Source organism: Paenibacillus sp. FSL H3-0469 (assembly GCF_038051945.1).
Classification (GTDB): domain Bacteria; phylum Bacillota; class Bacilli; order Paenibacillales; family Paenibacillaceae; genus Paenibacillus_AQ.
On record NZ_CP150302.1, the window covers coordinates 1,360,139 to 1,385,673 of the forward strand.

The window sequence follows — 25,535 nt, forward strand, 5'->3', positions numbered from 1 at the left end:
ATAAATTCTTATATTTTCAACAAAAAGGAGCCGGGATATACTATCCCTAGCCCCTCCTTGTGCGCATCCTTAAGATAAAATATCCACGGTAACGCGTTTATCACTTTTGACTGCTGCAGATGTGACTACGGTACGAAGCGCTTTGGCGATCCGTCCCTGCTTGCCGATGACCTTACCGACATCATCAGGATGCACGGAGAGCTCATAGACAATCAGGTGATCCTTCTCCACAGTCCGTACGGCCACATCCTCCGGATGATCCACTAAAGCCTTAGCAATAACACCAACTAATTCTTCCATAGAGGACCCTCGCAATCAGTCATTATTTCTGAAGCTTTGACTCATGGAACTTCTTCATCACGCCAGCTTTGGAAAGCAGGTTGCGGACGGTATCAGATGCTTGTGCACCTGTCTGAAGCCATTTAAGAGCCTTCTCTTCGTCAATCTTAACGACTGCCGGTACTTCGATCGGATTATAATAACCGATTTCCTCGATAAAACGGCCGTCACGAGGAGACCGGGAATCGGAAACCACTACACGGTAGAAAGGCGCTTTATGTGCTCCCATTCTTTTCAAACGAATACGTACTGCCACGAAATTCACCTCCTTAAAAGAATATCGTTGTCGATCCCTCCCAAACCCTCCCTTCCCGAAGGGAGGACCCCAAGGGCTCTGCCCTCTGGACACCCGCTAAGTGCAACTAGCGTAGGCGTTCAGATTGGCGGGACCTCAGAATGGGTTCGAGCGGAGACCGCTTTTCCTCCCTGCGGGATACGCTTGACTGGCGGCGTTCCCTGGCAACGAGGTTTTAAAGATTTTAAGATCGAAAGACTAAGATCAAAAGATTAAGGTCAAAAGACTATTCGATCTTCTAATGTTGTACTATATCAGATCTAGGGGTAAATCTTAAACCTAGAACCTAAACATTAAACCTTAAAGATTAAGGTCAGCGGAACGGGAACTTCATGCCGCCTTTGCCGGCAAGGCCCTTGAGCTGCTTCATGGCGTTCTTCTTACCGCCCTTGCCGCCTCCGCCGCCCATCATGCCGGAGAACTGCTTCATCATCTTGCGCATTTCATCGAATTGCTTAATGAGCCGGTTCACCTCAGCGACGTTGGTACCGCTGCCTGCTGCAATACGCTTGCGGCGGTTGTGGTTGATAATCTCAGGCTGGGCTTTCTCGGCCTTGGTCATCGAATGAACAATGGCTTCAACGCGGCCCATCTGCTTATCGTCCACCTTCAGATCCTTCATGCCCTTGGCCTTGTTCATGCCTGGCAGCATGTCAAGAATCTGGTCGATCGGGCCAAGCTTCTTCACCTGATCCATCTGCTCCAGGAAATCATCGAACGTGAACTCTGCATTACGCATCTTACGTTCCATTTCCTTGGCTTTCTCGGTATCGATGTTGGCCTGAGCCTTCTCGATCAGCGACAGCATGTCGCCCATACCAAGTATCCGTGAAGCCATCCGTTCCGGATGGAACGGCTCCAGCGCATCGATCTTCTCGCCGAGAGCGGCGAATTTGATCGGGCAACCGGTGACCGCCTTGACGGATAATGCAGCACCACCACGGGTGTCGCCGTCAAGCTTCGTAAGCACTACGCCGGTAAGCTCCAGCTGCTTGTTGAAGCTGTCCGCCACATTCACGGCATCCTGACCGGTCATAGCATCGACTACCAGGAGCACCTCGTCTGGAGTTACAATGTTATGGATCTGCTTCAGCTCTTCCATCAGCTCTTCATCAATATGCAGGCGGCCTGCCGTATCAATAATCACATAATCCAAGTTATTATCCTTCGCATGCTGAACACCTTGTCTGGCAATCTCTACCGGACTGGTCTGATCACCCAGCGAGAAGACAGGAACCTTGATCTGTTCTCCGAGCACCTGCAATTGCTTAATCGCAGCCGGACGGTAGATGTCGGCGGCTACGAGCAGCGGGCGGTGATTGCCCTTCTGCAGCAGCTTCGCCAGCTTACCGGAAGTGGTCGTCTTCCCTGCGCCCTGCAGACCCGTCATCATAATGACTGTCGGCGGCTTGTTCGACTTAGCCAGCTTCGCCTGGCTTCCGCCCATCAGCTCAGTCAGTTCCTTGTTCACAATATCGATGATGACCATGCCTGGCGTGAAGCTGTCCATCACTTCCGTGCCAACAGACTTCTCTTTCACCTTGGACACAAAGTCCTTGACGACCTTGAAGTTAACATCGGCTTCCAGAAGGGCCAGCCGCACTTCACGCATCGCTTCGTTTACGTCATCTTCGGATACTTTCCCTTTGCCGCGCAGTTTGCTGAACACATTCTGCAATCTTCCGGTTAATCCTTCAAATGCCATAGGCGGCTCGCTCCCTTCTTCCTACTCTAACTTCTGCAGCTGTTCCATGAGTTCCATGAACTGCTGTTTATATTGCTCAGGCAGCATTGCCGTATCCTGCAATCTGCGCAGTTCTTCTAAGTATTTGTTGCGGTCTTCATGCTTGGACAGGAGTCCAAGCTTCTCTTCATAATTCTCAAGCACTTGCTCCGCCCGCTTGATATGCTCGTACACAGCCTGGCGGCTAATTTCAAATTCTCCTGCGATCTCTCCCAGGGAGAAATCATCATGGAAATAATATTTGAGAAACGTCTGTTGCTTGTCAGTAAGCAGCCGTTCATAGAAAGCAAATAACAGGTTGATCCGGTTGGTTTTCTCGAGCCTATTCTCCTGACTCATTAAGGGCACTCCCTTCGTCAAGGAAAAACACTTTACAGCTTCACAACGTCCCTTATGATACCGAAAACAAAGAAAGATGTCAAGTCTTTTTACTTGTCATCTTTTTCTTTGCTCAAAAACGGCATTCCCGCCCTGAAATCCTGCACCAGTACTGCCCTATACCTCCCGTATTAATGAATAGGGAGAATGTATATCAATACAACGAAGAAGTGCAGAACGGTTCCGGCAAGCACGAATAAATGCCAGATCGCATGATGATACGGAAAGCCGCGCCACACATAGAACACGGTGCCCAGAGTGTACAGCAGTCCGCCGATCATCAGCAGAGTCATACCGCCGCTGGCGACTGCCTGGGACAGCGGGCTCCAGGCGATTACGATCATCCAGCCCATCGCAATGTAGAAGATGGTGGACATGAACAGGAATTTTTTGACGAAAAAGGCCTTGAAGAAGACGCCGAATACCGCCACTCCCCAAGCAATGCCGAATAAGGTCCAGCCCAGCGGTCCACGGATCGCCACCAGCATAAACGGTGTGTACGTTCCGGCAATGAATAAATAAATCGAGGAGTGGTCAAGGAATTCAAAGAAATCCTTCGCCTTCCCCTCCCTGAGACTATGCACCATCGTTGAATTAAAATACAGCAGCAGCATAGTAGCGCCATAAATGGAGAAACTGACTACATGCCAGGCCGTGCCGTTCTGAACAGCATATACAACCAGCAGCACCAGCGCAGCAATGCTTAAGACGGCGCCGATCCCGTGCGTAACCGCGTTAGCGACTTCTTCCTTGCGGCTGTAAGTGTGAGTATTAGCCATACCACGATTCCTTCCGTTTACGGTTTCCCTCTATTATAGCTGTTTCTCCGAAGTCCTTCCAGCTTATGGACGCCGAAGGGCAGGCTGCTGCTGTATCATTCAACCGCCTAGAAGCCATCATTTGCTGATGCAGCAAGGCTTATTTAATTCTTATAGCTTATAAAGCTCGGTATACTTCGCTTCCAGATAATCTGCCAGATAATCGGGATTCAGCGGTTCGCCTGTGACTTGCTCAATAATCTGCGAAGGGGTCAGGCTCTGGCCGTAGCGGTATACCTTGCCCGTCAGCCATTCCTTGATCGGCAGCAGGTTACCGGCGGCAATCAGCTCCTCGAACTCCGGTAGCTCCTTACGCAGGGTGTTCAGCATCTGGGCCGCATACATGTTACCCAGGGAATAGGAAGCAAAATAGCCGAAATCTCCACCGGACCAATGCACGTCCTGCAGCACACCAAGCGCATCCGTAGGCGGTGTAATACCTAAGTATTCCTGATACTTCGCGTTCCAGGTCTTAGTCAGGTCCTTGACTTCAAGCCCTTCATTGAAAATCAGCTTCTCAATCTCATAACGCACAATAATATGCAGGTTATACGTCAGTTCATCAGCTTCGATCCGGATGAAGGAATTGCCTACACTGTTGATCGCCCGGTAAAAGTCTTCCATCTCCACGTTCGCAAGCTGCTCCGGGAAATGCTGCTGCAGATCGCCGTAGTAACGCTGCCAGAAGGCCCGGCTGCGGCCGATCATATTCTCCCACAGTCTGGATTGGGATTCATGAATTCCCATGGAGGCACCCTGTGCCAGCGGCGTACCGATCAGCTCTTCCCCGAAATTCTGCTCGTACAGGGCGTGTCCGCCCTCATGCAGCGAGCTGAAGATGGAGCTGGTCACATTGTCGAGCAGATAGTTTGTTGTGATGCGGACATCGCCAGGATTCAGACCTGTTGCGAACGGATGCACACTCTCATCCAGACGTCCCGCCTCGAAATCATAGCCCATCTGTTCAAGTAAGAAGAGGCCGAACTTCTCCTGTTGCTCTTTAGGGAAGATCTGGCTCAGGAATTCGGTGTCCGGCTTATTCGGCGAAGCATTGATCGCTTCGGCCAGCGGAACAAGGCGGCTGCGCAGACGGGTGAAGATGGCATCCACCTTCTCAACCGTCAAATCGGGCTCGTACATATCCAACAGTGTGTCATAACGCGAGCCTTGTACGCCCCAATAATCAATAAACTCTTGTTTGAGGGCCACAATCTTGCTCAGATAAGGCTCGAAGGAGGCAAAATCATTATCATCCTTAGCCTCTTCCCAGATCGTCTGCGCGTGGGCGGTGAGTACCGAATATTCCTCGAAGGTCTTGGACGGAATACTCTTACTGCGCTGGTACTCCTTGCGGGTATCCTTCACAATCTTATTCTGATTACCGTCCAGATGCTCCGCTACTTCCGGGCGGCTGAGATACTCTGTGAACGTCCCGATCTCCTCCGATACCTGGAGTTTGAACGCCTCTGCACTCAGCATACCAAGTGTGGCGGAACGGGTCTCTACGCCTTTGCGGGGCGCGCCTGTACGCAGATCCCAGCCCAGAAGTCCAATTGCTTCATAATAGCCTTTGATTTTAGATAATAGCTCGCTGAATTTATCCCATTGTTCCCGGACCTGCTGTTCCATGTCTGAGCACCTGCCTTGTCATTTTTTTCTACTCCTCTTGATGATACTTTTTATAATCGTTATAATCAAATTCGGGCTGTTTCTCTTCAAATTTGAAGTAGTCAACGGCTCACAGGCACGGAGACAGACTCCGCTTGGATTTTGCAATATTTGATTACAGCAAGCCCTTTATGTTCACGGCTAGACGCAGTACAATGGATTACAGTTTAATCAATTAAGGAGGCGCATGCTCATGAGTCAGATTACAGACATTATGGAGTTCAACAAGCATTTTGTAGAGGAAAAGGCATACGAGAGCTATCTGACCAGCCGCTTCCCGGATAAAAAAATGCTGATCATCACCTGCATGGACACAAGGCTTGTTGAGCTTCTGCCCAAGGCCATGAATTTCAAGAACGGCGATGTCAAAATCATCAAGAACGCCGGAGCCGTCATCTCCCAGCCGTTCGGCAGTGTCATGCGCAGTGTCATGGTTGCGCTATACGAGCTGGATGCAGACGAAGTCATCGTCGTCGGGCATTATGAATGCGGCATGGCTTCCCTGAACGCAGACAAGATGATTAACTCCATCAAGGAACGCGGCGTGTCAGATGAAGTGCTCAGCACACTGGAGAATTCGGGAATTAAGCTGACGAAATGGCTGCGCGGGTTTGACAATGTTGAGGAGGGGGTAATTCAGACTGTGGAGCTGATTAAGCGCCACCCCTTACTCCCCCCAAACGTACCTATTCACGGCATGATCATCGATCCGGCTACCGGAGCGCTTGAGCTTGTCTCGGACGGATACGCGGACTAAGGCAACTCTCTGATACTGCTGTTTGCGCGGGTCCCGGACCCGCGCTTTTTTTGTGTAAATTCTTATTTATTAAAAATTGAAACCTTAGCCTCCGCTATGCGTATTACCGGGCAACAGCCAGGTAAGCTGGGTGTTACCAAACTTCTAGGAGGTTCTCGTACTCAATGAAACCAATGAAACGTGTAATGATGATCGTCATGGCCTTCACACTGTTCTTCGCCGTCACTGTTCCTGACTTCGCAGATGCCCGCCGCGGCGGGGGCTTCAAATCAGGAAGCCGGGGATTCACAACGACCCCGAAGAAATCGACCACTGATAATGTGAAAAAAAGCGATAGCACCAAAAGCAACACCAACGGAACTGCAGCGAATGCGAACCGCGGCTTCTTCAGCGGCGGCAGCCTGATGAAAGGCCTGATGATCGGCGGGATCGCCGGCTTCCTCTTCGGCGGAATGTTCGCCGGCATGGGCGCTTTTGGAAATATCATCGGATTCCTGATTAACATGCTGGCCATCTACTTTGTAATTACGCTGATTATGTCCTTCTTCAAGCGCAGACAGGAGCGACGCCGGTTGGAAGAAAGAGACGGACGCTACTAATGGGTGTTACTGTTCTCAGTATGGACGAGATTATCAATGCGATCTGCCTGCATATGGCGGAACGTAAAGCTGTACGGGTGGAGGAAGTCCAGGTGGAACTGAGCTGGGATGAGGACACCGGCTACACCGCAGAAGTCTGGATACAGGGAAGAAGCCAGTACCTGGTGGAGTCCAACATGATTGAGTCCATTCTTCGCTACGTACACAGCGAATACGGCATCCGTGCCTACCGCGAAGATGTACGGCTGGAGCTGGACGAAGAGATTACAGCGGTTGTGAACACGTAAGCGTTGCGATACTTTTGAATAAAGGGATGACCCTGATAGCGGGGTCATCCCTTTTATTGTCACTGCGTCATATTCACAAGAGTTCTTATCCTTCCGGGGTATGGAACCCGGCCAATACATCGTCCCTGCCGACCCGCGCTGCGCTGCTTCCATGCAGCTCAGCCCAAGGCACACGCTGCTGCCGCAGAATCGCCGCAGTTCCTTCAGAAGTGTACTCCGCATACCTGACCGTCTGCTCATTGTCAGGCTCGCCCCAGTTATCCCAGCCTTGGGGATGGATATGCTGGCCCATCCTGCAATCCACAAAAGCGGTCTTGGCATGCTCCCGCCAGGGGCGGCCCAGGAATACCGGTGCCGTTCCCGGCTCAGCGCTCAGATAACATTGATTGAACACGTAGCCGTAGGCCTGCCCTTCGGGAGTGGATGCTGCCGTAATATAACCTCCATGCCCTCCGCTATTCCGCAGGCTGTGCAGCGTACAATGCTCGAAGTAGGCCGCTGCTCCGCCAAAGATAAAGTCTACGGTTCCCTCAATACAACAGTGCTGGTACAACTGGCGGTACTGTGCATGATGCTCCCGCAGCGGAACCCCGCCGAACAGCAGACGCTCTCTGGGAGCCGGCGGCAGCGGGCCGGTGAACAGCGTGTCCTGATGGCCCTTGAAGGTACAATTTCGGAATACCGTCTCATCACAATGGGCGTACACCGCCACTGCCTGCCCTACCTCGCTGCCTTGCCCCGCTGTATTGGAGACGGTCAGATTCTCCAGGACCAGCTTCCGGCCACCCAGGAAGAGGGTGGGAGTTGCAAAGGTCCCGATCTCCTCCCCCTGCTCATCCAGCTCCCGGGCATAGCGGTTCATCGTGATCTCCACTTGTCCGATGCCGACGATACGGAGACAGGAGCGGTAGACCCGCACCTCCTCCTTGTACACGCCCGGCATAATGTAGAGCGTGGCCTCTATGTCCGGGTCCAGATGTTCCAGGGCATCAACTGCCGCCTGAATGGTAGAGTAATCGCAAAAGCCCTCTTTGCCCACCAGCATTCCTTTTCCCATCCTCTCTCACACTCCGGACTTTGTGTAAAGCCTGCTTACTTACTTCTTTGTCAGTTTGTATGCAGCTTCATATTCCTCAGTGATCTTGGTTCCGCCGGAATCCTTCCAGGTCTGTACAGCTTTCTTGAATGCCGCCTCATCCGATTGGCCCATGATATATTTGAAGGTAGCATCTGTGATAATCTTTTGCAATTCCGTTCCCTGCTCATTATTGGTTGCCGAATCCAGCGGAACGGTTGGATCAAGCACAGCGAACTTGTCATTCTCACGGATCAGCTCATTGGCCAGCTGCTTCTCAGGGTTCGCATCCTTAAGCGTATAGGCAATTTCACTAGGTCTGCTAGAGGAGAAAGGCTGTACATCCGCCTGCCACAGCTCGGTGTTCAGGATCTTGAAGGCGCCATTCTCATCATATTCATAGTGAGTGCCTTCGATCCCGCCGGTCATCAGCATGAACGCCTTCTCATCAATCAGGTCATTAACGAACTTCAGCAGCCGCTTGAGCTCTGCTTCGGTCTTCACCTCTGATTTCGGAAAAGCCATCAATCCGCCGATCCCGCTGCCCTCGGACCAGATATGATACTGTCCATCTCCATTAGAAATCTTGTTCACCGGCACCAGCTCCATGCCCGGCTGCAGATCCTGCGCCAGTGTTCTCAGACTGGTGATGTCCACCATACCGGTATAAATCCCGGTTTTACCCTGCGCGAATTGCTGCTGCTGGTCTGATTTGGCTGTAACTGCGAAGTCCTGCGCCAGATATCCGTTCTCGTAGAGCTTTCTGGAGTAATTCATCGTGTCGATATACTCTTGGGTATCGAATTCAGGGGTAAACTTGCCGCTATCATCCACCTTCCAGCCATTCGGCGTGCCGAAATAGGAGCTTAGTGTTTTGAAGCTGCTGTATTTCAGCTCTGATCTGTCCCCGAAGCCTGTCGTATCCTTCACGCCGTTGCCGTCCGGGTCGTCCTCTGTGAACGCTCTGGCTACTTCATACACCTCATCCAGCGTCTTCGGGACCGGCAGACCCAGCTTATCCAGCCAGTCCTTGCGGAAAATCAGACCGGAACGCGCCAGATTCTTCTGGAAAGGAACGCCGTACAGTACGCCTTCAATCGAAGCCGCTTCCTTCAGCTCAGGAGCAATCTTCGCCAGATTACTGAACTCTGCGAGATACGGCCCCACATCCCAGAACAGCCCTGATTTCAGTGAGCTTCTAACCGATGAATTGGTCATCATGGTCAGCGTGACAATGTCTGCAAGCTCCCCCGAAGCCAGCGCCGTAGTGATCCGCTCTTCCTTGGAAGCATCGGGCACCCAGTTGAAGGAGATTTTGCTGTTGGTATATTCCTCAAGCAGAGATTTGATCGTATCGGTTGGCGGCGAAGCGGTGTGCAGAATATTCAGCCAGGTTAATTCGAGTGTCGAGTTCAGATCCTCTGCAGCGGCAGTCTTTTTCTCTTCCTTGTCTCCGCCGCATGCCGAGAGCATAGTGGTAGCCATTGTAGCGATTGCAAGTAGAGTGACCCATCTTTTGTTCATAACACTTCTCCTTTGGTAGATAGAAATAGTTAACCTTAGCCTTAATACACGCCGTCTTCGCCCATTCTTTTGGCCAGCTTGTTGGAGAGCATCACGAGAATCAACCCGACAACACCCTTGAACAAACCTATCGTGGTGCTGAAGCTTAATTGCCCGTTCTTGAGGCCCGCCGTATAGATATAGGTATCGAAAATCTCGGCGACACTGCGGTTCAGTGAATTCAGCAGCAGATACATATGCTCGAAGCCGAGATCCAGCGTGCTGCCGATTTTGAGAATCAGCAGAGTAATAATCACGGGACGGATGGCCGGCAGTGTAACATGCCAGGTCTTGCGCAGACGGCTGGCCCCGTCCATCTCTGAAGCTTCATAGAGCTGCGGGTCCACTACAGTGATAGCTGCCAGATAGATAATGGTCGACCATCCGAGCTCCTTCCAGATAATCTGCAGGATATAGATCGTCCGCAGCCACTCGGAGGAGGTGAGAAAGCTGATCTTTTTGCCGCCGAGACTTGCGATCATCTCATTGATAACCCCGCCATCCACCGTCAGGAACACATACGTAATAGAGACAATGATGACCCAGGACATGAAGTGCGGGATGTAGATAATCGTCTGAATCCAGTTCTTGAGATAGCGTCCCTTCAACTCATTAAGCATCAAGGCTACAATTATCGGCAGAGGGAAGAAAATCACAATGTTCATGGCAAACAGAATCAGGGTATTGCGCAGCAGCTGCATGAACGTAGGCTCCGTAAATAATCGGATGAAATGCTTCAGGCCGACCCATTCACTCCCGGTAATCCCCTGGAACGGCTGATAATTCTGGAACGCAATAATCAGCCCGCCCATGGGCAGATATTTGAAAATGATGAAATACAGCAGCCCGGGCAGGATCATCAGATACAGCAGCTTGTATTTGTTCAGAGCCGTAAGAGCGCGTGCGCCTTTCCCCTTTTCTATGGTTAGATTTGGTGTTGCGGTGATGCTTGTTGCTTTCACATGTCTGCCTCCTTTGCTCGTTCCTGTTACAGTCTCAGCGTAAGAAATTTCTTACATTACGTATATAATCATTATGTGATAGCGTTTACAGAACCCGCATGGCTGCGCGGTTAAGGCCGATCAGATCTCCTCTGAGGATTACCCGCCTAGGCTAATGATTATTCTGCGGAGACGCGCTGGACAGGGCTGGCCTGCGAACACCTCATGCCCGGATTATATACGTAATTTCCGCTCCTTGTTACAGTGAAGAGGTACTGAAATACGAGGAGGATCACAGAATGAACCATAGCTCACGTAGAAAAGAATCGGTCGGCGGAAGGATCTTCACCTTCGTTAATACAGCCATACTCGTTCTGATTGCGCTTGTCTGCTTATTGCCCTTCATCAATATCATTGCCAGCTCCTTCGCTACCACCCAGGAGGTCATGGCCAAGCGGTTCATCTTATTCCCGACCACCTTCTCCCTGGACGCGTACCGCTACATCCTCTCAACGCCTACCATCTTCCGGGGACTCGGGGTATCCGTGGGTGTCACTATTGCAGGAACCGTAGTCAGTATGCTGCTTACCGCGCTGATGGCCTACGGCTTGTCCAGGAGATACCTGCCTGCCCGCAATACGATTAACTTCATCGTCGTCTTCTCCATGCTGTTCAGCGGCGGAATGATCCCCACCTTCCTGGTCGTCAAAAGCGTCGGCCTGATCAACTCGTACGGGTCCCTGATCTTCCCGGTTGCCGTCAATGCCTTCAACATGATTATCATGCGCAACTTCTTCCAGGCGCTGCCTGACAGTCTGGAGGAGTCCGCCAAGATCGACGGAAGCAATGACTTCGGAATCTTCATGCGGATCATGCTGCCGCTGGCCCTGCCTTCCATTGCCACCATCTCCCTGTTCTATGCGGTGGCTTACTGGAATACGTACATGAACGCGATCCTCTACATGAATGATTCGGCCAAATGGCCGATCCAGGTGCTGCTGCGCCAGATCGTCATTGTCTCCAGCGGGATGCAGGCAGAGGGAAGCTCGGTCGATATTGTACCGCCGGCCCAGACCATCAAAATGGCGGTCATTGTCATCGCCACCGTGCCGATGCTGGCCGCTTATCCTTTTGTACAGAAGCATTTCACCAAGGGCGCTCTCCTCGGAGCAGTCAAAGGCTGACGGCCCGCCGTTCAGCTTCCATCCAAATGTATAGAGCATATGCAGAAACGGTACCGCCTTGAAGCAAGGACGGTACCGTTTCTCTATGAACACCTGATACAAGCTCCTATGCCAATCCCCAGTTCCCGCTAAAATCCACCGCTACTCGCCCTGCTTCAGCTTCCGGTAAGCACCAGGCGTAACCTGCTCCTTCTTGCGGAAGGACCGGATGAAATTCTGCGGATTATGATACTGCAGCCGCTTCGCAATCTCCTTGATCGTCATATCCGTCTCCGTCAGCCACCGTTTGGCCATCTCCAGGCGGTAGTTCATGAGGTATTCGCTGAAGGCCGTGCCGTACTCTTTTTTGAAGATGCTGCTTAGATAATTCGGATTGTAATGCAGCCGCTCGCCGATCCCCTCCAGTGTAAGCTCACGGTCATATTCCGCGTGCACTATATCGGTGATCTTATCCGAGAGACAGCGGAACTGCTGGCTGGTCTTGTCCTTCATACTGTACATCATGGGGTAAATAACCTCCTGCACCAGCATCCGCTCCATCTCTTCGGGATTACGGATGTCCAGCAGGCGGTGATACAGCTTATTGTTATCCTGGGTCAACAGGACGCTAACTCCCAGATGCTGCTCCAGCTGAATCAGATTATTCACGAGCCGCACCAGCATAACCTCGAATTTCAGGGTACTTTTGTTCTTGCCCATCAGCTCCGCCAGGAACGGATAGAGCGCAGCGGTGACTTGCTCCTTGTCCCCCAGCCGAATGGCGTTGAACAATTGCGTCTCCAGCTCTGCCGGATAATGCAGCGACACCGGGCCGGAGACAACCATGGATATATCCTCATAGAAAATGATCGATTCCTTGCCCAGATTCAGCCGCTGATGCAGTGCCTGCTTGCTCATCTCCCCGGCTTCCTTACTCTCTAACAGATTGCTGTAAAAGTTGCTGATGCCGATGCTGATCGACACCTTCAGATAATCGCGCACTGCCTTCAGCAGGGCTGCCGCATAATCCGTCACTTCCTTGTTCATCGCGGCATCACTGTACCCGGCGAAGGTCAGGATCGTGGCTTGGGTATCATCGTTCAGGATAATTGGCAGCAGCCGGTGCCCAGCCGGGATCAACTCCTCCACCATTTTATTAACGGCAAGCAGCAGAACATCCTTGTCCGAGGCCTCCCGGTCGCCCAGGCTGTCCAGCTGAATCAGCATCGCCGCATAACGGTGCTGATCTGACAGGTTATACCCGAACCGGAGCAGACTCTGCTCCAGCTCCTCTGCCGAGACACGGCTGCGGAACAGATTCAGGATCAGCTGCGTCTCCAGCCGGGGCATTTCCGATTCGATCAGACTCTCAAGCGAAGCCTTCTCCGAGATAATCGTATCAATGGAATGCCGGATATATTCCAGCTCATTCCTGGAATTCACCTGCGGAATAACAGGCAGACTGCGCTTAAGCTGCTCTATCGGCTTGGTGAAATATTGGGAGATCATATAAGCCACCACCCAGATCAGGAGAATCGACAGCAGTCCCATCGCGGAGATCCCGAACTTGGTCATCTCCAGGGAGCGGGTAATCTCCGTCTGATCCAGCACAGTCAGATAGATCCAGTTATTATACGAGGACTTGGCATAGATAAGCTTCAGACTATCATGGCCGGAGATCTCCTGCTGGACCGTCCCCTTGTCCTCCATGGAATTAATGGTCCCGGCAAGCTGGCCGAATTGCTCCGGGGCTAGAAGCCCTTTGCCAGGATAGGATTCATACATCAGTTCACCATGCTTGTTCAGAATGTAGACATAGGCATCCTCCCCGCTGTTTATCGTGGCATTCAGGGTATGTAATGAAATGTCGGATAAGGCAATCGCCTGCTTTTTACTGGAGAACACCGGCAGTGTATTCACGAACCGGATGCCCTTGTCCGTCTTCATCCAGAAGAGGCTCTGCTCCTGATTCTCAATATACTGCTCCCGGAGCTGCTGAACGTCCCCGGCACTGAGATTGCTGAGCTTCTCATTCAGGATCTGCCAGTTCTGCACCAGACTGATCAGCGAATATTCCGTCCCTTCAGCCGCCATGGAGGCGATATAATTCAGCTGCGAGTTCACATTCCGGTAGGCGATGAAGTCCTGCTCGGTAATCGGATGCGTCACAACCTCCTGAAAAGAGCTGGTGGTGCTGTAGGTGTTGAACGCGTATTCTATCGTTTGGATCTTATGCTCCAGATTGTTCTTGATCTGCTCGATATAGCTCTGCTTGCTGCTGGAGAACCGCTCGACCACAGAATCGATGGTACTGATGTAGATATAGCTTCCGAAGCCGACCACCAGTCCCACGCCCAGAATTAAGATAGGAATAAAGATGCCGTAGAACATTCTTCCTTTGCTCATTGTGTTTCCCCTTTGATTTGATAGACTCCATTAAATTATAGCGCTTTCATGAATGCGGTTCCATGATTATTTTCACGTGTGCAATTTGCAGACCGCCCGGTGAATACCGTCCGCGCAGCTAAAAAACCGGACCAGCGATAGGCTGATCCGGTCTGTTCACATCCTGGGGCTATGAGCCTTGCTTAGAGCAACGAAATCGTCAGCAGCTCGAACAAGACCAGCGGCATAATCACATTGCTGTTCACCGTTCCGGGATAAGGGTAGCCCGGGCCCGGATATCCCGGACCTGGATAAGGCTTGTAATACGGATTGTAATATCCGCGGCCCATATCTGTGGCTATGGTAACAACCAGGTACATATTCTTACTGTCCATACCGGCAAGCGTGCCCTCATGCATCTGACCGTCAAGGGTCTGCACCTGCACTTTGTGATTCAGATACGGCTTACAGGACTGGTGAAGTGAATCGCGGACCCCGTTCAGATGCTGGACCACCGCCGGGTCTGCCTGATAGATCACCGGTGTTTGCGTGCCGGAAGAAGTTGTCGACATAGGTGTATGACCTCCGTGTAATTGGATTTGCTTCATACTATGCACCTGCCCAGCCCAGTGTGCCTAGCCTGCTCCCCGGCGTACCTTCGATCCGCATACGCAGACCAAACAGCCGTATACCGGAAAGTCCGGTATACGGCTTAGTGATCACTACTATACAAGTGCTGTGCGTTCAGAACACTTAAAAAGCCACGCCGATCCCGCCCTGACCGGCATAGGTTCCCATCACGGGTCCCATCGTGGACAGAAGAACCTCCTTGAAGGGGTGCTTCTCCAGAATACGCCGCTTGATCTCCAGTGCCAGCGTCTCACAATTGCTGTGAACAATCGCGATTACCGCCTGCTCATAATCATGCTGCTTCTGGTCCAGCTTGGCCAGCAGATGAGTCAGCGCCTTGGGCAGTCCGCGCGTCTTCTCGACCACTTCAACAATACCCTCGTCGCTGATCTTCAGCAGCAGCTTAATGTTCAGTACGGAAGCCACCGCACCGGAGATCCGGCTCAGCCGTCCGCCCTTAATCACATTCTCCAGGGTATCCAGCGTGAAGTACGCAGTCGTCTCTTCGACCTTCTTCAGCACTCTGTCCTTCAGTTCAGCCAGACTTGCTGCGGTAAGTGACCACTTGGCCGCCATGGCGACAATCAGGGTCAAGCCCCCGGAGAACAGCTTGGAATCTATAATTTCAATTGCATTCGGATGTCCTTCTTCCTCGTACATCTCCTTGGCAATCATTGCTGTCTGATAAGTACTGCTAATATTAGAGGACATGCAGATGACCAGAATGTCAGTGCCTGCTTCCACTTGCTTGAAGCTGTCCAGGAAGGTCTGCGGACTCGGGCTTGCAGTCGTAGGCAAATCCTTCGATTCATGCATTTTGTCATAGAAATCCTTGGCATTCATTTCATCCGGCATCAGCTCATGGCCGAAATGGACCGGCAAATGAACAATGGAGATGTCATACTGCTTCGTGTATTCAGGGGGTAGGTCCGAACCGCTATCCGTTATTATCTTGATGGGCATCAGAATGCTCTCCTTTCAATTCTATACCATTATAGTTACCCTTTAAGGAAATCAATAGTACAATTTATAACTTGTCAAAAACAATGTTTTGTGCTAATTGTTACTTGTGATATGGTTTAAGCATAAGCGAACAGAAATGGAGTGTACCAGGATGAGCAAGAACAGAGTATGGAACAGAGGCAAACATAATGGTGCCGGACTGTCCAAAAAAGCCCCGGCTGCCGTGGAATCTGAGGTTGGTGCCGAGACCGCAGCGCCAGAGGACCACAGCGCCGAGGTGATAAACGAGCGGATTGATACGGTCAAGCCGATGAACCGCAGCAACTGGGTCACCCGGCCCGCCCGCGTGAAGCCGCAGAACCCGGAGCGTAATAAGAAGTAAGTTAACCGCTGACATGCTATATTCCCCCGCCAAGCAGGCTTCCCGCAACCCGTGTTATTTATGGCAGACACAAACGGCTACGCCGTCCTTATGAGGATGACGTAGCCGTTTCTGCTTGCGAGGGCAGGTGCCCGGGAGAGTATCCGGCCGGGTATCCCGCTACAGGGATTCAGACAGACTATCCGGCATATACCGGTTGTCCCGTATTAGCGCCCGGATCTCCTTCAGCGTATTCCGCTGAACCGGGACACCCGTTGTCCGGTGCAGCTGAAGCCAGCGCAGGGCAGCCAGTGCCTCGAACAGCTCCAGCTCTGCCGGGCTATAACTGCTTGTGGCAGCAAAGGCTGACCGGTAGACACTGGCATTCCGCTCCGACAAATACACTCTAAAGAGCAGAATAGACCACGCAATATCATACCTCGGATCGCCAAGCTGGACATTGGTCCAATCGATGATAGTGAATGTCCCCGAAGCCTCCAGAATATTGCCCAGATGATAATCACCATGAATAAGCTGGTGAGAGGTCAGCTTGGCCTGCTCCGCCAGTTCCTGCGCCAGAGTTCGGATCTCCGGCTGCTCCGCCCAGACAGGGAAGAAGTAATCTGCGAAATCATATGCAGGAACCTTCAAGCTGCTGGAAGAATCGATCTCCATCTTATGTACATTAAGCAGATTGGCTGCTATCGCTGTAAGGCTATCCACATTTACCTTCTTAACAGGTATACCATCGAAGCTGGTTAACAGCACTTGATGACCCTCAGCATCTAGACCCCAGGCGTAAGGCCGTGAGACCGCGCAGCCCTGCCGGAACAGCTGCTCCAGCACTTGATACTGGATCGAGACGTCCGGCCTGGACTCGCGGTTCCAGATTTTCAGCACAAGCTTCGTACCCGGCAATGTAATTCTATGTACTTCAGCTTCCAACCCGCCCTTCATCGGGGTTACGGCCGCCTCCTCCAGCCTTGCTATTAGGCCTTCACTATCTGCGCCCTGCTCTTGCCAGCGGATACTGCTCAGAACATTGTTCATAATGATGTAATCCCCTTTCGTATAGATGACCGGCCTAAGCCCGTCTTCTAGGCACTTTCCCCAACATGCTGAATACAATGAGGCAAACAGACAACTCCAGTAAATGAGGGAAGCGAAATGGAACATTGGATTAGAGTAGAGCCGAACGTGAAGATCTATGTCAATGATATCAATCCACGAGGCAGTAAAACCATCCTGTTCATTCACGGCTGGCCTGCCAACCACCAGATGTTCGAGTATCAATACAACCAGCTGGTACCTCAAGGGTATCGCTGTATTGGTCTTGACATGAGGGGCTTCGGCAAATCAGATAAACCGCTGGGCCGTTACGATTACAACCGTCTCGCTGATGATATCCGCTGCGTAATCGGCGCCTTAGGGCTGAGCAATATTACGCTGGGCGGGCATTCTACCGGCGGGGCTGTAGCGATCCGGTATATGGCAAGGCATAAGGGATACGGGGTTTCCAAGCTGGCCCTATTCGCTTCGGCAGCCCCCAGTCTGATTCAGCGGCCGGGCTTCCCTTACGGCACAACCAGAGAAGTTATAGAGCAGATTATTAAGTCAACTTATGAGGACCGGCCAAAGATGCTGCAGGATTTCGGCAATATTTTCTTCTATCACCAAGTCTCTCCGGCGTTCTCGGACTGGTTCTTCCTCTTAGGACTAGAGGCGGCTAGCTGGTCCACTATCGCTGTCTCTGAGGCTTGGCTGCAAGAAGAGCTGTTCCTGGATCTCCCTCAAATTCATGTACCTACGCTGATTCTTCACGGCATCCATGATCAGGTCTGCTTATACCCGCTCGCGGAAGCGCAGCACCAAGGGATCAGGAATTCAGTACTTATTCCGTTTGAGAACAGCGGACACGGATTATTCTATGACGAACGGGAGCGGTTCAACCGGGAGCTGTCGCGGTTCGCCCAGTAGATTATACGCATAACCTAAACTGGACTGCTCCAAAAGCCATGACATAGCGATTTGGGGCAGCCCTGTGGTTAATGCAGAAATTATACGGCGGCTAGAGGTCGAACGCTACAGCTCCAGCGTCTCTCCATAGCCAAGCACCGTGCCGCGGATTCCCGCCTCTTCCAGCGCCTGAACGAAGGCCCCCGCATCCTGCCGGATCGGCGGGAAGGTATTGTAATGTACCGGGAGCACATGACTGGCTCCCAGCCACTTCGCCGCGATGAGGGCATGCTCCGGCCCCATGGTGAAATGTCCCCCGATGGGCAGGATCGCGAGATCAATGTCATACAGCTCCCCGAACATTTTCAAGTCGCCGAACAGCCCTGTATCCCCTGCATGCAGTACCGTGTGTCCGTCCGCCTCAATAATGAAGCCCGCCGGTGTGCCGCCATAGATACTCTGTCCGTCTTCGAGGGTGATGCTTGAGGTATGGAAGGCATGGATCATCGTCGCCTTGGCGAAGCCCAGATCTACCGTCCCCCCGATGTTCATGCCAATCGTCTGTGCGCCTTGGGATTCAAGGTAACCCGCCAGCTCCACAATCGCTACTATCGGCACATCATTGCGCTTAGCAATCGGTGCGGCATCCAGCATATGGTCCATATGGGCATGCGTCAGCAGCACCGCATCGGTCTTAATCTCCTCTACAGTCGTTACCGCCGCCGGATTACCGCTAATGAACGGGTCGACGATCAGCGATTTGCCGTTGACCTCAATTTGAACACAGGAATGGCCGTGGTAGGTAATTTTCATAGAATTCCTCTCCTCTTCTTGATTAGATTTCAATAGTCCTAAGGAATGCATCGTGCAAAAACCCAAGGTTTACGATACAATGACACCAAGTTGCTCTACATCCAAATCCAGCAGTGCGATTGACGAATATAACATAAATAATAACGTTCGTTAGTTTTTATGATATATCTATTCCTGCCAGCTGTCAAGAGAGGTGTGAAGAAGTTGCTGTCCGTTGAGAAAACAATGCTGTTTCTGTTATCTAAGGTGAAGCAGATGGGCGCCCAGCAGATTGTCGAGATCTATGAACAAAGGGGGTATACCTCCACCTATATCCGCAATGCCCTATCCCGCTTGAAAAAAGAGGGCTATATCGCTTCCCCGGCACGCTCCTGGTATAACGTCACTGCCGAGGGCCTCGCCTATATTAAGGCGATTAACAGCAAGCCTGCCCGTTACCAGGAGCAGTGGGATCATACCTGGGATGTGGTGATGCTCGAGGTTCCCGAATCCGAACGCAAGAAGCGCGACCTGTTCCGCTCAGCACTCGGGCAGTTGGGTTACGGGCTTTTATATAACAGTGTGTACATCTCACCGTGGAACTATCAGGACGAGGTCGCAGCCCAGATCCAGAAGCTGGAGCTGGATGGCAAGGTGTCCATCCTGCAAGGCCAATTCCAGGAAGGCACCATTACACCGCTCAAAGCGCAGGCCATCTGGCACCTGGACGACATCGAAGCCTTATACCGGAAGAAAGCAGTCTGGCTGAAGGAAGAATTCGCTCCGCGATTAGCGGATACCCTTCAGGCGGGGCAGCCGTTACAGCTGTTCCTGCTATATTTGCAAATGGGAGAGGAGTTAAGCGGACTGTTCATGGCCGACCCCTATCTCCCGGATGAGCTGCTGCCGGACCATTGGCCGGGCAAACAGGTCCTCTCAGACATGAGAGAATACATGGTTAGAGCCGCTCAGGCGATACCTGCGGATTCGTTCTATGCTCCCTTCGTTCAATAAGGTATGGCAAAGAGCAGCCCGGATTCAGGGCTGCTCTTCGTATGTGAACTACTCCTCACGGCTGCCGGAAGCCAGCAGCTCCCGGACCGCTTCCTTATTCGTAAGCGGGGCCCGGCAGGCAAAGTTGCGGCAGACATAGGCCGTCGCTTCGCCGCGGATGGCCGGTTTATCAGCCAGATGCGGCAGCAGGCGGAGCATCTCTCCGCTGTCCTCTTCCCAGTTGACGATGAGCGCTGCGTCCGGCAGATAGGTCTGCTGGACCTGGGCGAGCATGGCGTGCAGCGCGGGATCTTCTTTTTTGCCGGAGAGGACCCATTCTCTGCCGCCGGAGACCATCCCCAGATGGGCCTGCAAATACATCGCATATCCCGGCGGATACTCCGAAGCAGCGGAAGCAAGCACCGCAGCGGTGCGCTCCGCGATCTCTTTTAACTCCATGTCCTGGGTAATAACCGACAGCTTCCAGAGCAGCTTCGCCGCCACCGAGTTCCCGGACGGAATCGCCCCGTCATACAATTCCTTCGAGCGGACCGGCAGCTTCTCCCCGTCGTGACCCGTGAAGAAGAACCCTCCGCCTTCCGTATCATGGAACAGCTCCAAGAGTCCGTCCTTCAGCACCAGCGCCCGTTCGAGATAGACCGCTTGACCAGTAGCTTCATATAATTCGCTGAAGCCCCAGATCAGGAAGGCATAATCATCCACATACGCCGGAATCGCCGACTCCCCGTCACGGTAACGGGCCAGCAGCCGTCCATCTTCACACCGCAGGTTATCCCAGATAAAGTCCGCTGCACGTTCGGCGGCCTTGGCATACTCCGGCTTCTGGAGAGCTTTGGCTCCGAGGGCCAGCGCAGCAATCATCAGCCCATTCCATGAGGTCAGCACCTTATCGTCCTTAAGCGGGTGAATGCGCTGCTCCCGGTACTCGAACAGCTTCCCGCGCCATTCGTCCATCCGGGTCCGCAGACCAAGCGGATTCATGCCCATACGCTCCGCGATCTCCTCTGGCAGACCTTGGAGCAGATTCGGAATATTTTCACCTTCGAAGTTACCTTCCGGCGTAATCCCGTACACATGGCAATACGAATGCATATCCTCCAGCCCCAGAGCTTCCTCAATCTCCTCGCGGGAGAAGACATAGAACTTGCCTTCCACCCCTTCGGAATCGGCATCCTCCGCAGAGTAGAAGGCGCCTTCCGGCGATGTCATATCGCGCAGCACATACGTGAAAATCTGCTCGGCAATCTCCGCATACAGCGACTTCCCCGTAAGCTGGAAGGCTTCCAGGTAGACATTCGCCAGGAGAGCGTTATCGTAGAGCATTTTCTCAAAATGCGGCACCAGCCACTCCCGGTCTGTCGAATAACGAGAGAAGCCGAAGCCCACATGGTCGTACATGCCGCCCTTATACATCGACTCCAGCGTATGCTCCACCATCCGCAGCGCTTCCGGCTGGTCGTGCAGCTGGCTGTACGCCAGCAGGAAGGACAGATTATGCGGCGAAGGGAACTTCGGCGCATTGCCGAACCCGCCGTATTCCTCATCGAACTGCCGCCGGTACAGCTCATACGCCTCATGCAGCAGCTCCGCTCCGGGAATGCCGCCCGCAGTATCAGGGTTGTACGCATTCTTGCGGTCAAGCGTGTGCAGCTCAGCCAGCAGGTCGTCGCCCAGCTTATCCAGCGCCTCGCCGTCCAGCTCCCACTTCGTATGAATCTGCTCCAGCACATCCATCAGCCCGATCCGCCCAAACATCTGCCGCTTCGGGAAATACGTCCCGGCATAGAACGGCTTCTTCTCCGGCGTCAGCAGCACCGTCAGCGGCCACCCCCCGCTCCCCGTCAGCGCCTGACACACCGACATATACAGCGCATCAATATCTGGCCGCTCCTCGCGGTCTACTTTGATCGCTACGTAGTGATTATTGAGGAGCTGGGCGATTTCGGTGTCTTCGAAGGACTCGCGTTCCATTACGTGGCACCAATGGCAAGTTCTTGAGTATCAACAACTAGCTATACCCAACAGATAGGAAGATCGGCTTGTTGTCGCGCTTGGCGACTTCAAAAGCCTCTTCCGACCAAGGGAACCAGTTCACCGGATTATGAGCGTGTTGCAGCAGATACGGTGACTTCTCCTTGGCTAATCTATTGGGTATTTTTTGAGTTGTCATGGGGCATCACCTCTTTTCGTTGGCATTTGAGTAAAGTATTGCTTAAGGTTAGTTTACCCAAAAAGGTGGGGGAAGGCGCAAAAAAAGAAAAAGGCAACTCCAAAGGATTGGGTTCACCTTAATCAGGGCTATCTTAAATGGTTTTAATTAATTCAGCCTATTCACACTTAGAATTAAATTCTCTATTCTACCTATCATATTGCAGATGACTTCATAATATTCTTCATCATTTTCTGGAATCCAATCTATTAAAAATGATCTGTAACCAGTAAGATAATTAATTACACTCGATTTATTATCAAATTTACTCACTCTATAATTTAAATTAGCCAAGTTCAATCGATCTATGTATTGTTTAATGTTTTTTGGTTGTCCCCCAGATTGAAATAGAAAAAGCGCATTAGAAATGTCACTTTTTTTCTTCCTTGAAATCCTTATATTTCCACCTACTACAAAACCATTTAAAGAAATTTCATTAATACCTTTTCTAATCTTGCTATAATTAATCTTAAAATTTTTTGATTTTAAAATCCAGTAGATTTTTTTCATAAAATAATCTTCATTCAAAAACTTACTTTCAGAAGAAAAGAGCATGTCATCAGCATATCTTGTATATGTAATATTTAGTTTATCGCAATATCTTTTAATTCTCAAATCCAGTTGCCTAAACACTATATTGGATACTACCGGAGATGTCACTGCACCCTGTGGTAAAGCATCATTAAGAGTTATTAGGTCGACTGTATTTTTTAATAAAGTGCTATTTGAAACTTCATCCGTTGTTTTAAAATAATAAGACAATGTTTCATTAAGTAATTTTGTTGTTATTGAATCAAAAAAAGAATCAATATCTATCCTTAAATAATATCTATCTGATTTCCCAGTTTTTCTATGAGGCAATAAAAAATCCCTATATGAGGCTCCCTTTACAAATCCATAAATCCCATCAGGTATTGGAATGTTTTGAAAAAAATATTTTGATAGTCTTGATTGAAGTCTATATAATTCACTTTCTTTAGCAAGACAATTTAAAATTCTTATTCCACTCTTTTTAGGAATAGAGCGTTGAGTATAAAATTTTGATTTTTCTTCTATGATTTCAGCTAATAGATCTTTTTCTGCATGAAGAATTACATCATAAAAAAAAGATTCTTTATAAATGTTAATAACAGTCACCTCGTAAAATGATGTGGAGTGAGTACTATCCCAAAACTTCGCCTTGGCGTTATAACAGAGCGAGGGAGACAACTATATGCCGAGACAACAGCGCGCAAATTGTAGCACTATTTCCTTGGTTTTTGAGATTTCTATGTAACTTTTTCAAGGCTACTTAGCTCAATATCAACAAGGAGGCAGTTTTGTATACAAAACTGACCATTTCTACTCACTCCACATTATTTTTGAAACATTTTCTGTACAAATTTTATTATATCGTATAATTCAGGAAAATGGGACTTGAATTTGTTGATTTTTTCATCTTCCGACATGTCATTGATATAAATATAATTATTGAAATAATATTCTAGAAATTCTGATACCCAACCATCGGTTTTTTTGGTTTTATTTTCGGCAATTGTATTATATATTTTTTGAACTGAGACATCTTTAATTTCATTCACTTTACTTTCTTCCGGGACATTTAGTGTGTCATATTTGCCACTATGAAGAAGTCTCAAAGTTGTGGTTCTATAATTATCGTCCACTTTAAATTTATATATCTCTTTGATTTTCTTATTTCCTTTGACATCAACTAACCATTTATATACTAAAGAATAATTTTTAGAATTAATCAATGTACCTTCAATGGTTGTTTGGACAGGATATACATTATTGTAGCAGCAATAGGATTTAATTAAGCTCTTTAACAATGAGAAATAGTCATCTGAAATGAAACTCCAATGCGCATCTGGATTGAAAGTAGTGTTTTTTGTAAGGCCCTTAATTCTGGATCGCAAATTCTTCGTTGCCATTCTTTTATGTCCGTAATAAAATTGTTCTTTTCTTTCTAATTCCTCATTTTTCAAAGGATTATAACTATCACCTTTGAGTGAGAACTTTTGAGTTTTTTCATCATATCTTATTATCTTATCGAGATCTAATAAGAGCAAATAAGGAATACTTGTGTTTTTTTCAATAGGATTAGTCAATTTTAACTTTACATTATCAGAATCATATGAATAAGTATCAATTTCAGTTAGCACTGGGAATAGGCTTCTAAGGTGTTTATTAGTAAAAAGTTCAAGTTCTGTTGGCCCTTCGACAAATAATATACCTCTTGAAAAATAAAAACTCGCTTCCTTCTCAGACATAATATTATTTTCTCTTAGATTAGTAAATCCTTTCATTTTTTTCACAAGTGTATACTTTTGTTTTAATGAAAAATGATATAAAGAGGCATCCGAAGAACTCATTACCCCTTTTATCATTCTTGGCGAGTGTGTTGCAATAAGCACCTTAACCGCTTTCGAATGTCTAATAAAACTATGTACTAATTCGTCTGTATACTTAGGATGCAATCCAATTTCTGGCTCATCTACTATTATCAATGGCTCCTTAAGTTTAGCTTGCGTCATCTTTCCTACTATGTTAACCAAAAGTTTCAGATAATTGTATGCATTCATTCCATCTGAAAAATAGTCAAGATGCTCTTCTCTATGTTTAAACTGTTTCCCTCCCAACTGCATTTGATAAATTTGAGTAAATTTTTGATTAGGATTAAACGGAATTAATTCCACCTCGGATTTTATAAATTCAGTCTGAATATACCCTAAATCTTTTAAAAATTTGTCTCCATACGTTTTCTTAAGTAAACCTTTTATTTCTTCTTCAAAATGAACATCATCAATAGCCTTAAATTTACTCATATCTCCTATTATATCCCACAAATTTTCCCAATCATTCAACTTGATTTGGCGTGAATCTATTAAATAAATCGGAAAGTTGTTTTTCAAGAAGTTTCTCACTTCGTATGGAACATTCCACTGCACTATATTATTTCTGTATTGTCTTAGTTCAACTCTTAAATGATTATCATTAGAAACATAATGAAAAATCAGATCTAATACCCTTCTAAAAAATGGATGAATTTCCTCAAGTAATTGTCTGTCTACATTATTTTGAGTTATCTTTATTAGCCTATTTAAATTATAAGTAACTTTAATTTCTATAAAATCGTTAAAAGGATTGTTTTTATCAAATAAACTGAAATTGAGATTATTTTCTGTTAAGTTATTATAAAAATAAGCCAATGCCTTTAGAACATTAGATTTTCCAGAACCATTTTCACCTATTAAACAATTAAAATCAGTTAGTGATAAATCTATATTTTTTAAAGATTTTAAATTTCTAAATTGGATTTTAGAAATAGACATCGTATTACCTCTATTCTTCAATATTTACCGCTTCTAAAATAGAAAACCAGTTTTCCAGCCTTTCTATATCTTCAGAAGCATAAGTTTTGTAAAATAATACGTTCTGGTTTGTTACAGCAGGATCTGAAGCTTTATTCTGCGAATACTCCAATTCTCAAATATGAAAAGAGTTGTTTTACCTGAGTAGTAACAAATATTCACCTTCAGACAGAAATCAACGTCCCTTCTGGTACTTCTGTAGCATACACTTAACTGGCTACTTTGAC

The 25,535-nt window shown here is 49.2% G+C and carries 25 protein-coding genes; 7 read left to right on the forward strand and 18 right to left on the reverse strand.

The genetic code is table 11. The features are described from left to right. Positions 1–69: 69 nt before the first annotated feature. The 6 genes from NSS83_RS05940 to NSS83_RS05965 form a co-directional block, all read right to left on the reverse strand. Positions 70–300: a KH domain-containing protein gene (locus NSS83_RS05940; RefSeq protein WP_020432321.1), complete on the reverse strand. Its 231-nt coding sequence runs from the start codon at positions 298–300 to the stop codon at positions 70–72. A gap of 22 nt (positions 301–322) precedes the next feature. Then, a complete protein-coding gene (rpsP, locus tag NSS83_RS05945) occupies positions 323–595 on the reverse strand; it encodes a 30S ribosomal protein S16 (protein ID WP_036701203.1) in 273 nt (90 codons plus the stop codon). Between the two features lie 352 nt (positions 596–947). Beyond that, positions 948–2,339 (reverse strand): signal recognition particle protein, encoded by a 1,392-nt coding sequence (gene ffh, locus NSS83_RS05950; protein WP_076160340.1) that lies wholly within the window; start codon positions 2,337–2,339, stop codon positions 948–950. Between the two features lie 21 nt (positions 2,340–2,360). Beyond that, positions 2,361–2,717, reverse strand: a complete 357-nt coding sequence (locus NSS83_RS05955; protein WP_341185349.1) for a putative DNA-binding protein — start codon at positions 2,715–2,717, stop codon at positions 2,361–2,363. 170 nt (positions 2,718–2,887) lie between these two features. Further along, positions 2,888–3,535, reverse strand: a complete 648-nt coding sequence (locus tag NSS83_RS05960) for a hemolysin III family protein (RefSeq protein ID WP_341185348.1) — start codon at positions 3,533–3,535, stop codon at positions 2,888–2,890. A 150-nt stretch (positions 3,536–3,685) separates the two neighbouring features. Further along, entirely contained in the window at positions 3,686–5,203 is a 1,518-nt protein-coding gene (locus NSS83_RS05965) for a carboxypeptidase M32 (protein WP_341347842.1), read from the reverse strand. A gap of 232 nt (positions 5,204–5,435) precedes the next feature. On the opposite strand from NSS83_RS05965, the gene NSS83_RS05970 reads away from it, so the two are divergent. The 3 genes from NSS83_RS05970 (at position 5,436) to NSS83_RS05980 (ending at position 6,885) form a co-directional block, all read left to right on the forward strand. Continuing rightward, positions 5,436–5,999, forward strand: coding sequence for a carbonic anhydrase (locus NSS83_RS05970; RefSeq protein WP_036701195.1), 564 nt, complete (start codon positions 5,436–5,438; stop codon positions 5,997–5,999). 164 nt (positions 6,000–6,163) lie between these two features. Further along, positions 6,164–6,598: a hypothetical protein gene (locus NSS83_RS05975; RefSeq protein ID WP_200869617.1), complete on the forward strand. Its 435-nt coding sequence runs from the start codon at positions 6,164–6,166 to the stop codon at positions 6,596–6,598. Continuing rightward, positions 6,598–6,885: a YxcD family protein gene (locus NSS83_RS05980; protein ID WP_036701193.1), complete on the forward strand. Its 288-nt coding sequence runs from the start codon at positions 6,598–6,600 to the stop codon at positions 6,883–6,885. Before NSS83_RS05975 ends, NSS83_RS05980 begins: the two co-directional genes overlap by 1 nt. Before the next feature lie 85 nt (positions 6,886–6,970). On the opposite strand, the gene NSS83_RS05985 is transcribed toward NSS83_RS05980, so the two are convergent. The 3 genes from NSS83_RS05985 to NSS83_RS05995 are packed head-to-tail and all read right to left on the reverse strand — an operon-like array spanning position 6,971 to position 10,485. Further along, entirely contained in the window at positions 6,971–7,930 is a 960-nt protein-coding gene (locus NSS83_RS05985) for a pectinesterase family protein (protein ID WP_341348713.1), read from the reverse strand. Between the two features lie 51 nt (positions 7,931–7,981). Then, the gene (locus tag NSS83_RS05990) at positions 7,982–9,484 is read right to left on the reverse strand and encodes an extracellular solute-binding protein (protein ID WP_341185346.1); all 1,503 of its coding nucleotides are present in this window, start codon (positions 9,482–9,484) and stop codon (positions 7,982–7,984) included. A gap of 41 nt (positions 9,485–9,525) precedes the next feature. Beyond that, on the reverse strand, positions 9,526–10,485 hold the full coding sequence (locus NSS83_RS05995) for a sugar ABC transporter permease (RefSeq protein WP_341147936.1): 960 nt from the start codon (positions 10,483–10,485) through the stop codon (positions 9,526–9,528). 278 nt (positions 10,486–10,763) lie between these two features. On the opposite strand from NSS83_RS05995, the gene NSS83_RS06000 reads away from it, so the two are divergent. Continuing rightward, positions 10,764–11,648 carry a carbohydrate ABC transporter permease gene (locus NSS83_RS06000; protein WP_340753137.1) on the forward strand — a complete coding sequence of 295 codons (885 nt, stop codon included), beginning with the start codon at positions 10,764–10,766 and terminating at the stop codon, positions 11,646–11,648. Positions 11,649–11,789: 141 nt separating this feature from the next. Here the strand turns inward: NSS83_RS06000 and NSS83_RS06005 are convergent, their stop codons facing one another. From NSS83_RS06005 to NSS83_RS06015, 3 genes are all read right to left on the reverse strand, one after another. Continuing rightward, positions 11,790–14,033, reverse strand: a complete 2,244-nt coding sequence (locus tag NSS83_RS06005; RefSeq protein WP_341347843.1) for a helix-turn-helix domain-containing protein — start codon at positions 14,031–14,033, stop codon at positions 11,790–11,792. 182 nt (positions 14,034–14,215) lie between these two features. Next, entirely contained in the window at positions 14,216–14,584 is a 369-nt protein-coding gene (locus tag NSS83_RS06010) for a hypothetical protein (protein ID WP_341347844.1), read from the reverse strand. A 181-nt stretch (positions 14,585–14,765) separates the two neighbouring features. Beyond that, on the reverse strand, positions 14,766–15,605 hold the full coding sequence (locus tag NSS83_RS06015; protein WP_341185342.1) for a DegV family protein: 840 nt from the start codon (positions 15,603–15,605) through the stop codon (positions 14,766–14,768). A gap of 151 nt (positions 15,606–15,756) precedes the next feature. Between NSS83_RS06015 and NSS83_RS06020 the strand changes: the two genes are divergently transcribed. Beyond that, a complete protein-coding gene (locus NSS83_RS06020; RefSeq protein ID WP_341185341.1) occupies positions 15,757–15,987 on the forward strand; it encodes a hypothetical protein in 231 nt (76 codons plus the stop codon). 159 nt (positions 15,988–16,146) lie between these two features. Here NSS83_RS06020 and NSS83_RS06025 read toward each other — a convergent pair whose 3' ends face one another. Beyond that, complete coding sequence (locus tag NSS83_RS06025; RefSeq protein WP_341347845.1) at positions 16,147–17,016, reverse strand: aminoglycoside phosphotransferase family protein; 870 nt, start codon at positions 17,014–17,016, stop codon at positions 16,147–16,149. Between the two features lie 117 nt (positions 17,017–17,133). Between NSS83_RS06025 and NSS83_RS06030 the strand changes: the two genes are divergently transcribed. Beyond that, positions 17,134–17,943 carry an alpha/beta hydrolase gene (locus NSS83_RS06030; RefSeq protein ID WP_341347846.1) on the forward strand — a complete coding sequence of 270 codons (810 nt, stop codon included), beginning with the start codon at positions 17,134–17,136 and terminating at the stop codon, positions 17,941–17,943. Between the two features lie 105 nt (positions 17,944–18,048). Here NSS83_RS06030 and NSS83_RS06035 read toward each other — a convergent pair whose 3' ends face one another. Continuing rightward, positions 18,049–18,735, reverse strand: a complete 687-nt coding sequence (locus tag NSS83_RS06035; RefSeq protein WP_341347847.1) for a metal-dependent hydrolase — start codon at positions 18,733–18,735, stop codon at positions 18,049–18,051. 195 nt (positions 18,736–18,930) lie between these two features. Between NSS83_RS06035 and NSS83_RS06040 the strand changes: the two genes are divergently transcribed. Continuing rightward, positions 18,931–19,728: a PaaX family transcriptional regulator C-terminal domain-containing protein gene (locus NSS83_RS06040; RefSeq protein ID WP_341347848.1), complete on the forward strand. Its 798-nt coding sequence runs from the start codon at positions 18,931–18,933 to the stop codon at positions 19,726–19,728. 48 nt (positions 19,729–19,776) lie between these two features. On the opposite strand, the gene NSS83_RS06045 is transcribed toward NSS83_RS06040, so the two are convergent. The 4 genes from NSS83_RS06045 to NSS83_RS06060 all read right to left on the reverse strand — a co-directional run bounded on the left by NSS83_RS06045 (position 19,777) and on the right by NSS83_RS06060 (position 25,269). Further along, on the reverse strand, positions 19,777–21,699 hold the full coding sequence (locus tag NSS83_RS06045) for a thioredoxin domain-containing protein (protein WP_341347849.1): 1,923 nt from the start codon (positions 21,697–21,699) through the stop codon (positions 19,777–19,779). A gap of 37 nt (positions 21,700–21,736) precedes the next feature. Then, complete coding sequence (locus NSS83_RS06050) at positions 21,737–21,898, reverse strand: DUF255 domain-containing protein (RefSeq protein ID WP_341347850.1); 162 nt, start codon at positions 21,896–21,898, stop codon at positions 21,737–21,739. A 147-nt stretch (positions 21,899–22,045) separates the two neighbouring features. Next, positions 22,046–23,074 (reverse strand): reverse transcriptase family protein, encoded by a 1,029-nt coding sequence (locus tag NSS83_RS06055; RefSeq protein ID WP_341347851.1) that lies wholly within the window; start codon positions 23,072–23,074, stop codon positions 22,046–22,048. Between the two features lie 218 nt (positions 23,075–23,292). After that, on the reverse strand, positions 23,293–25,269 hold the full coding sequence (locus NSS83_RS06060) for a retron Eco8 family effector endonuclease (protein ID WP_341347852.1): 1,977 nt from the start codon (positions 25,267–25,269) through the stop codon (positions 23,293–23,295). Positions 25,270–25,535 lie beyond the last annotated feature (266 nt).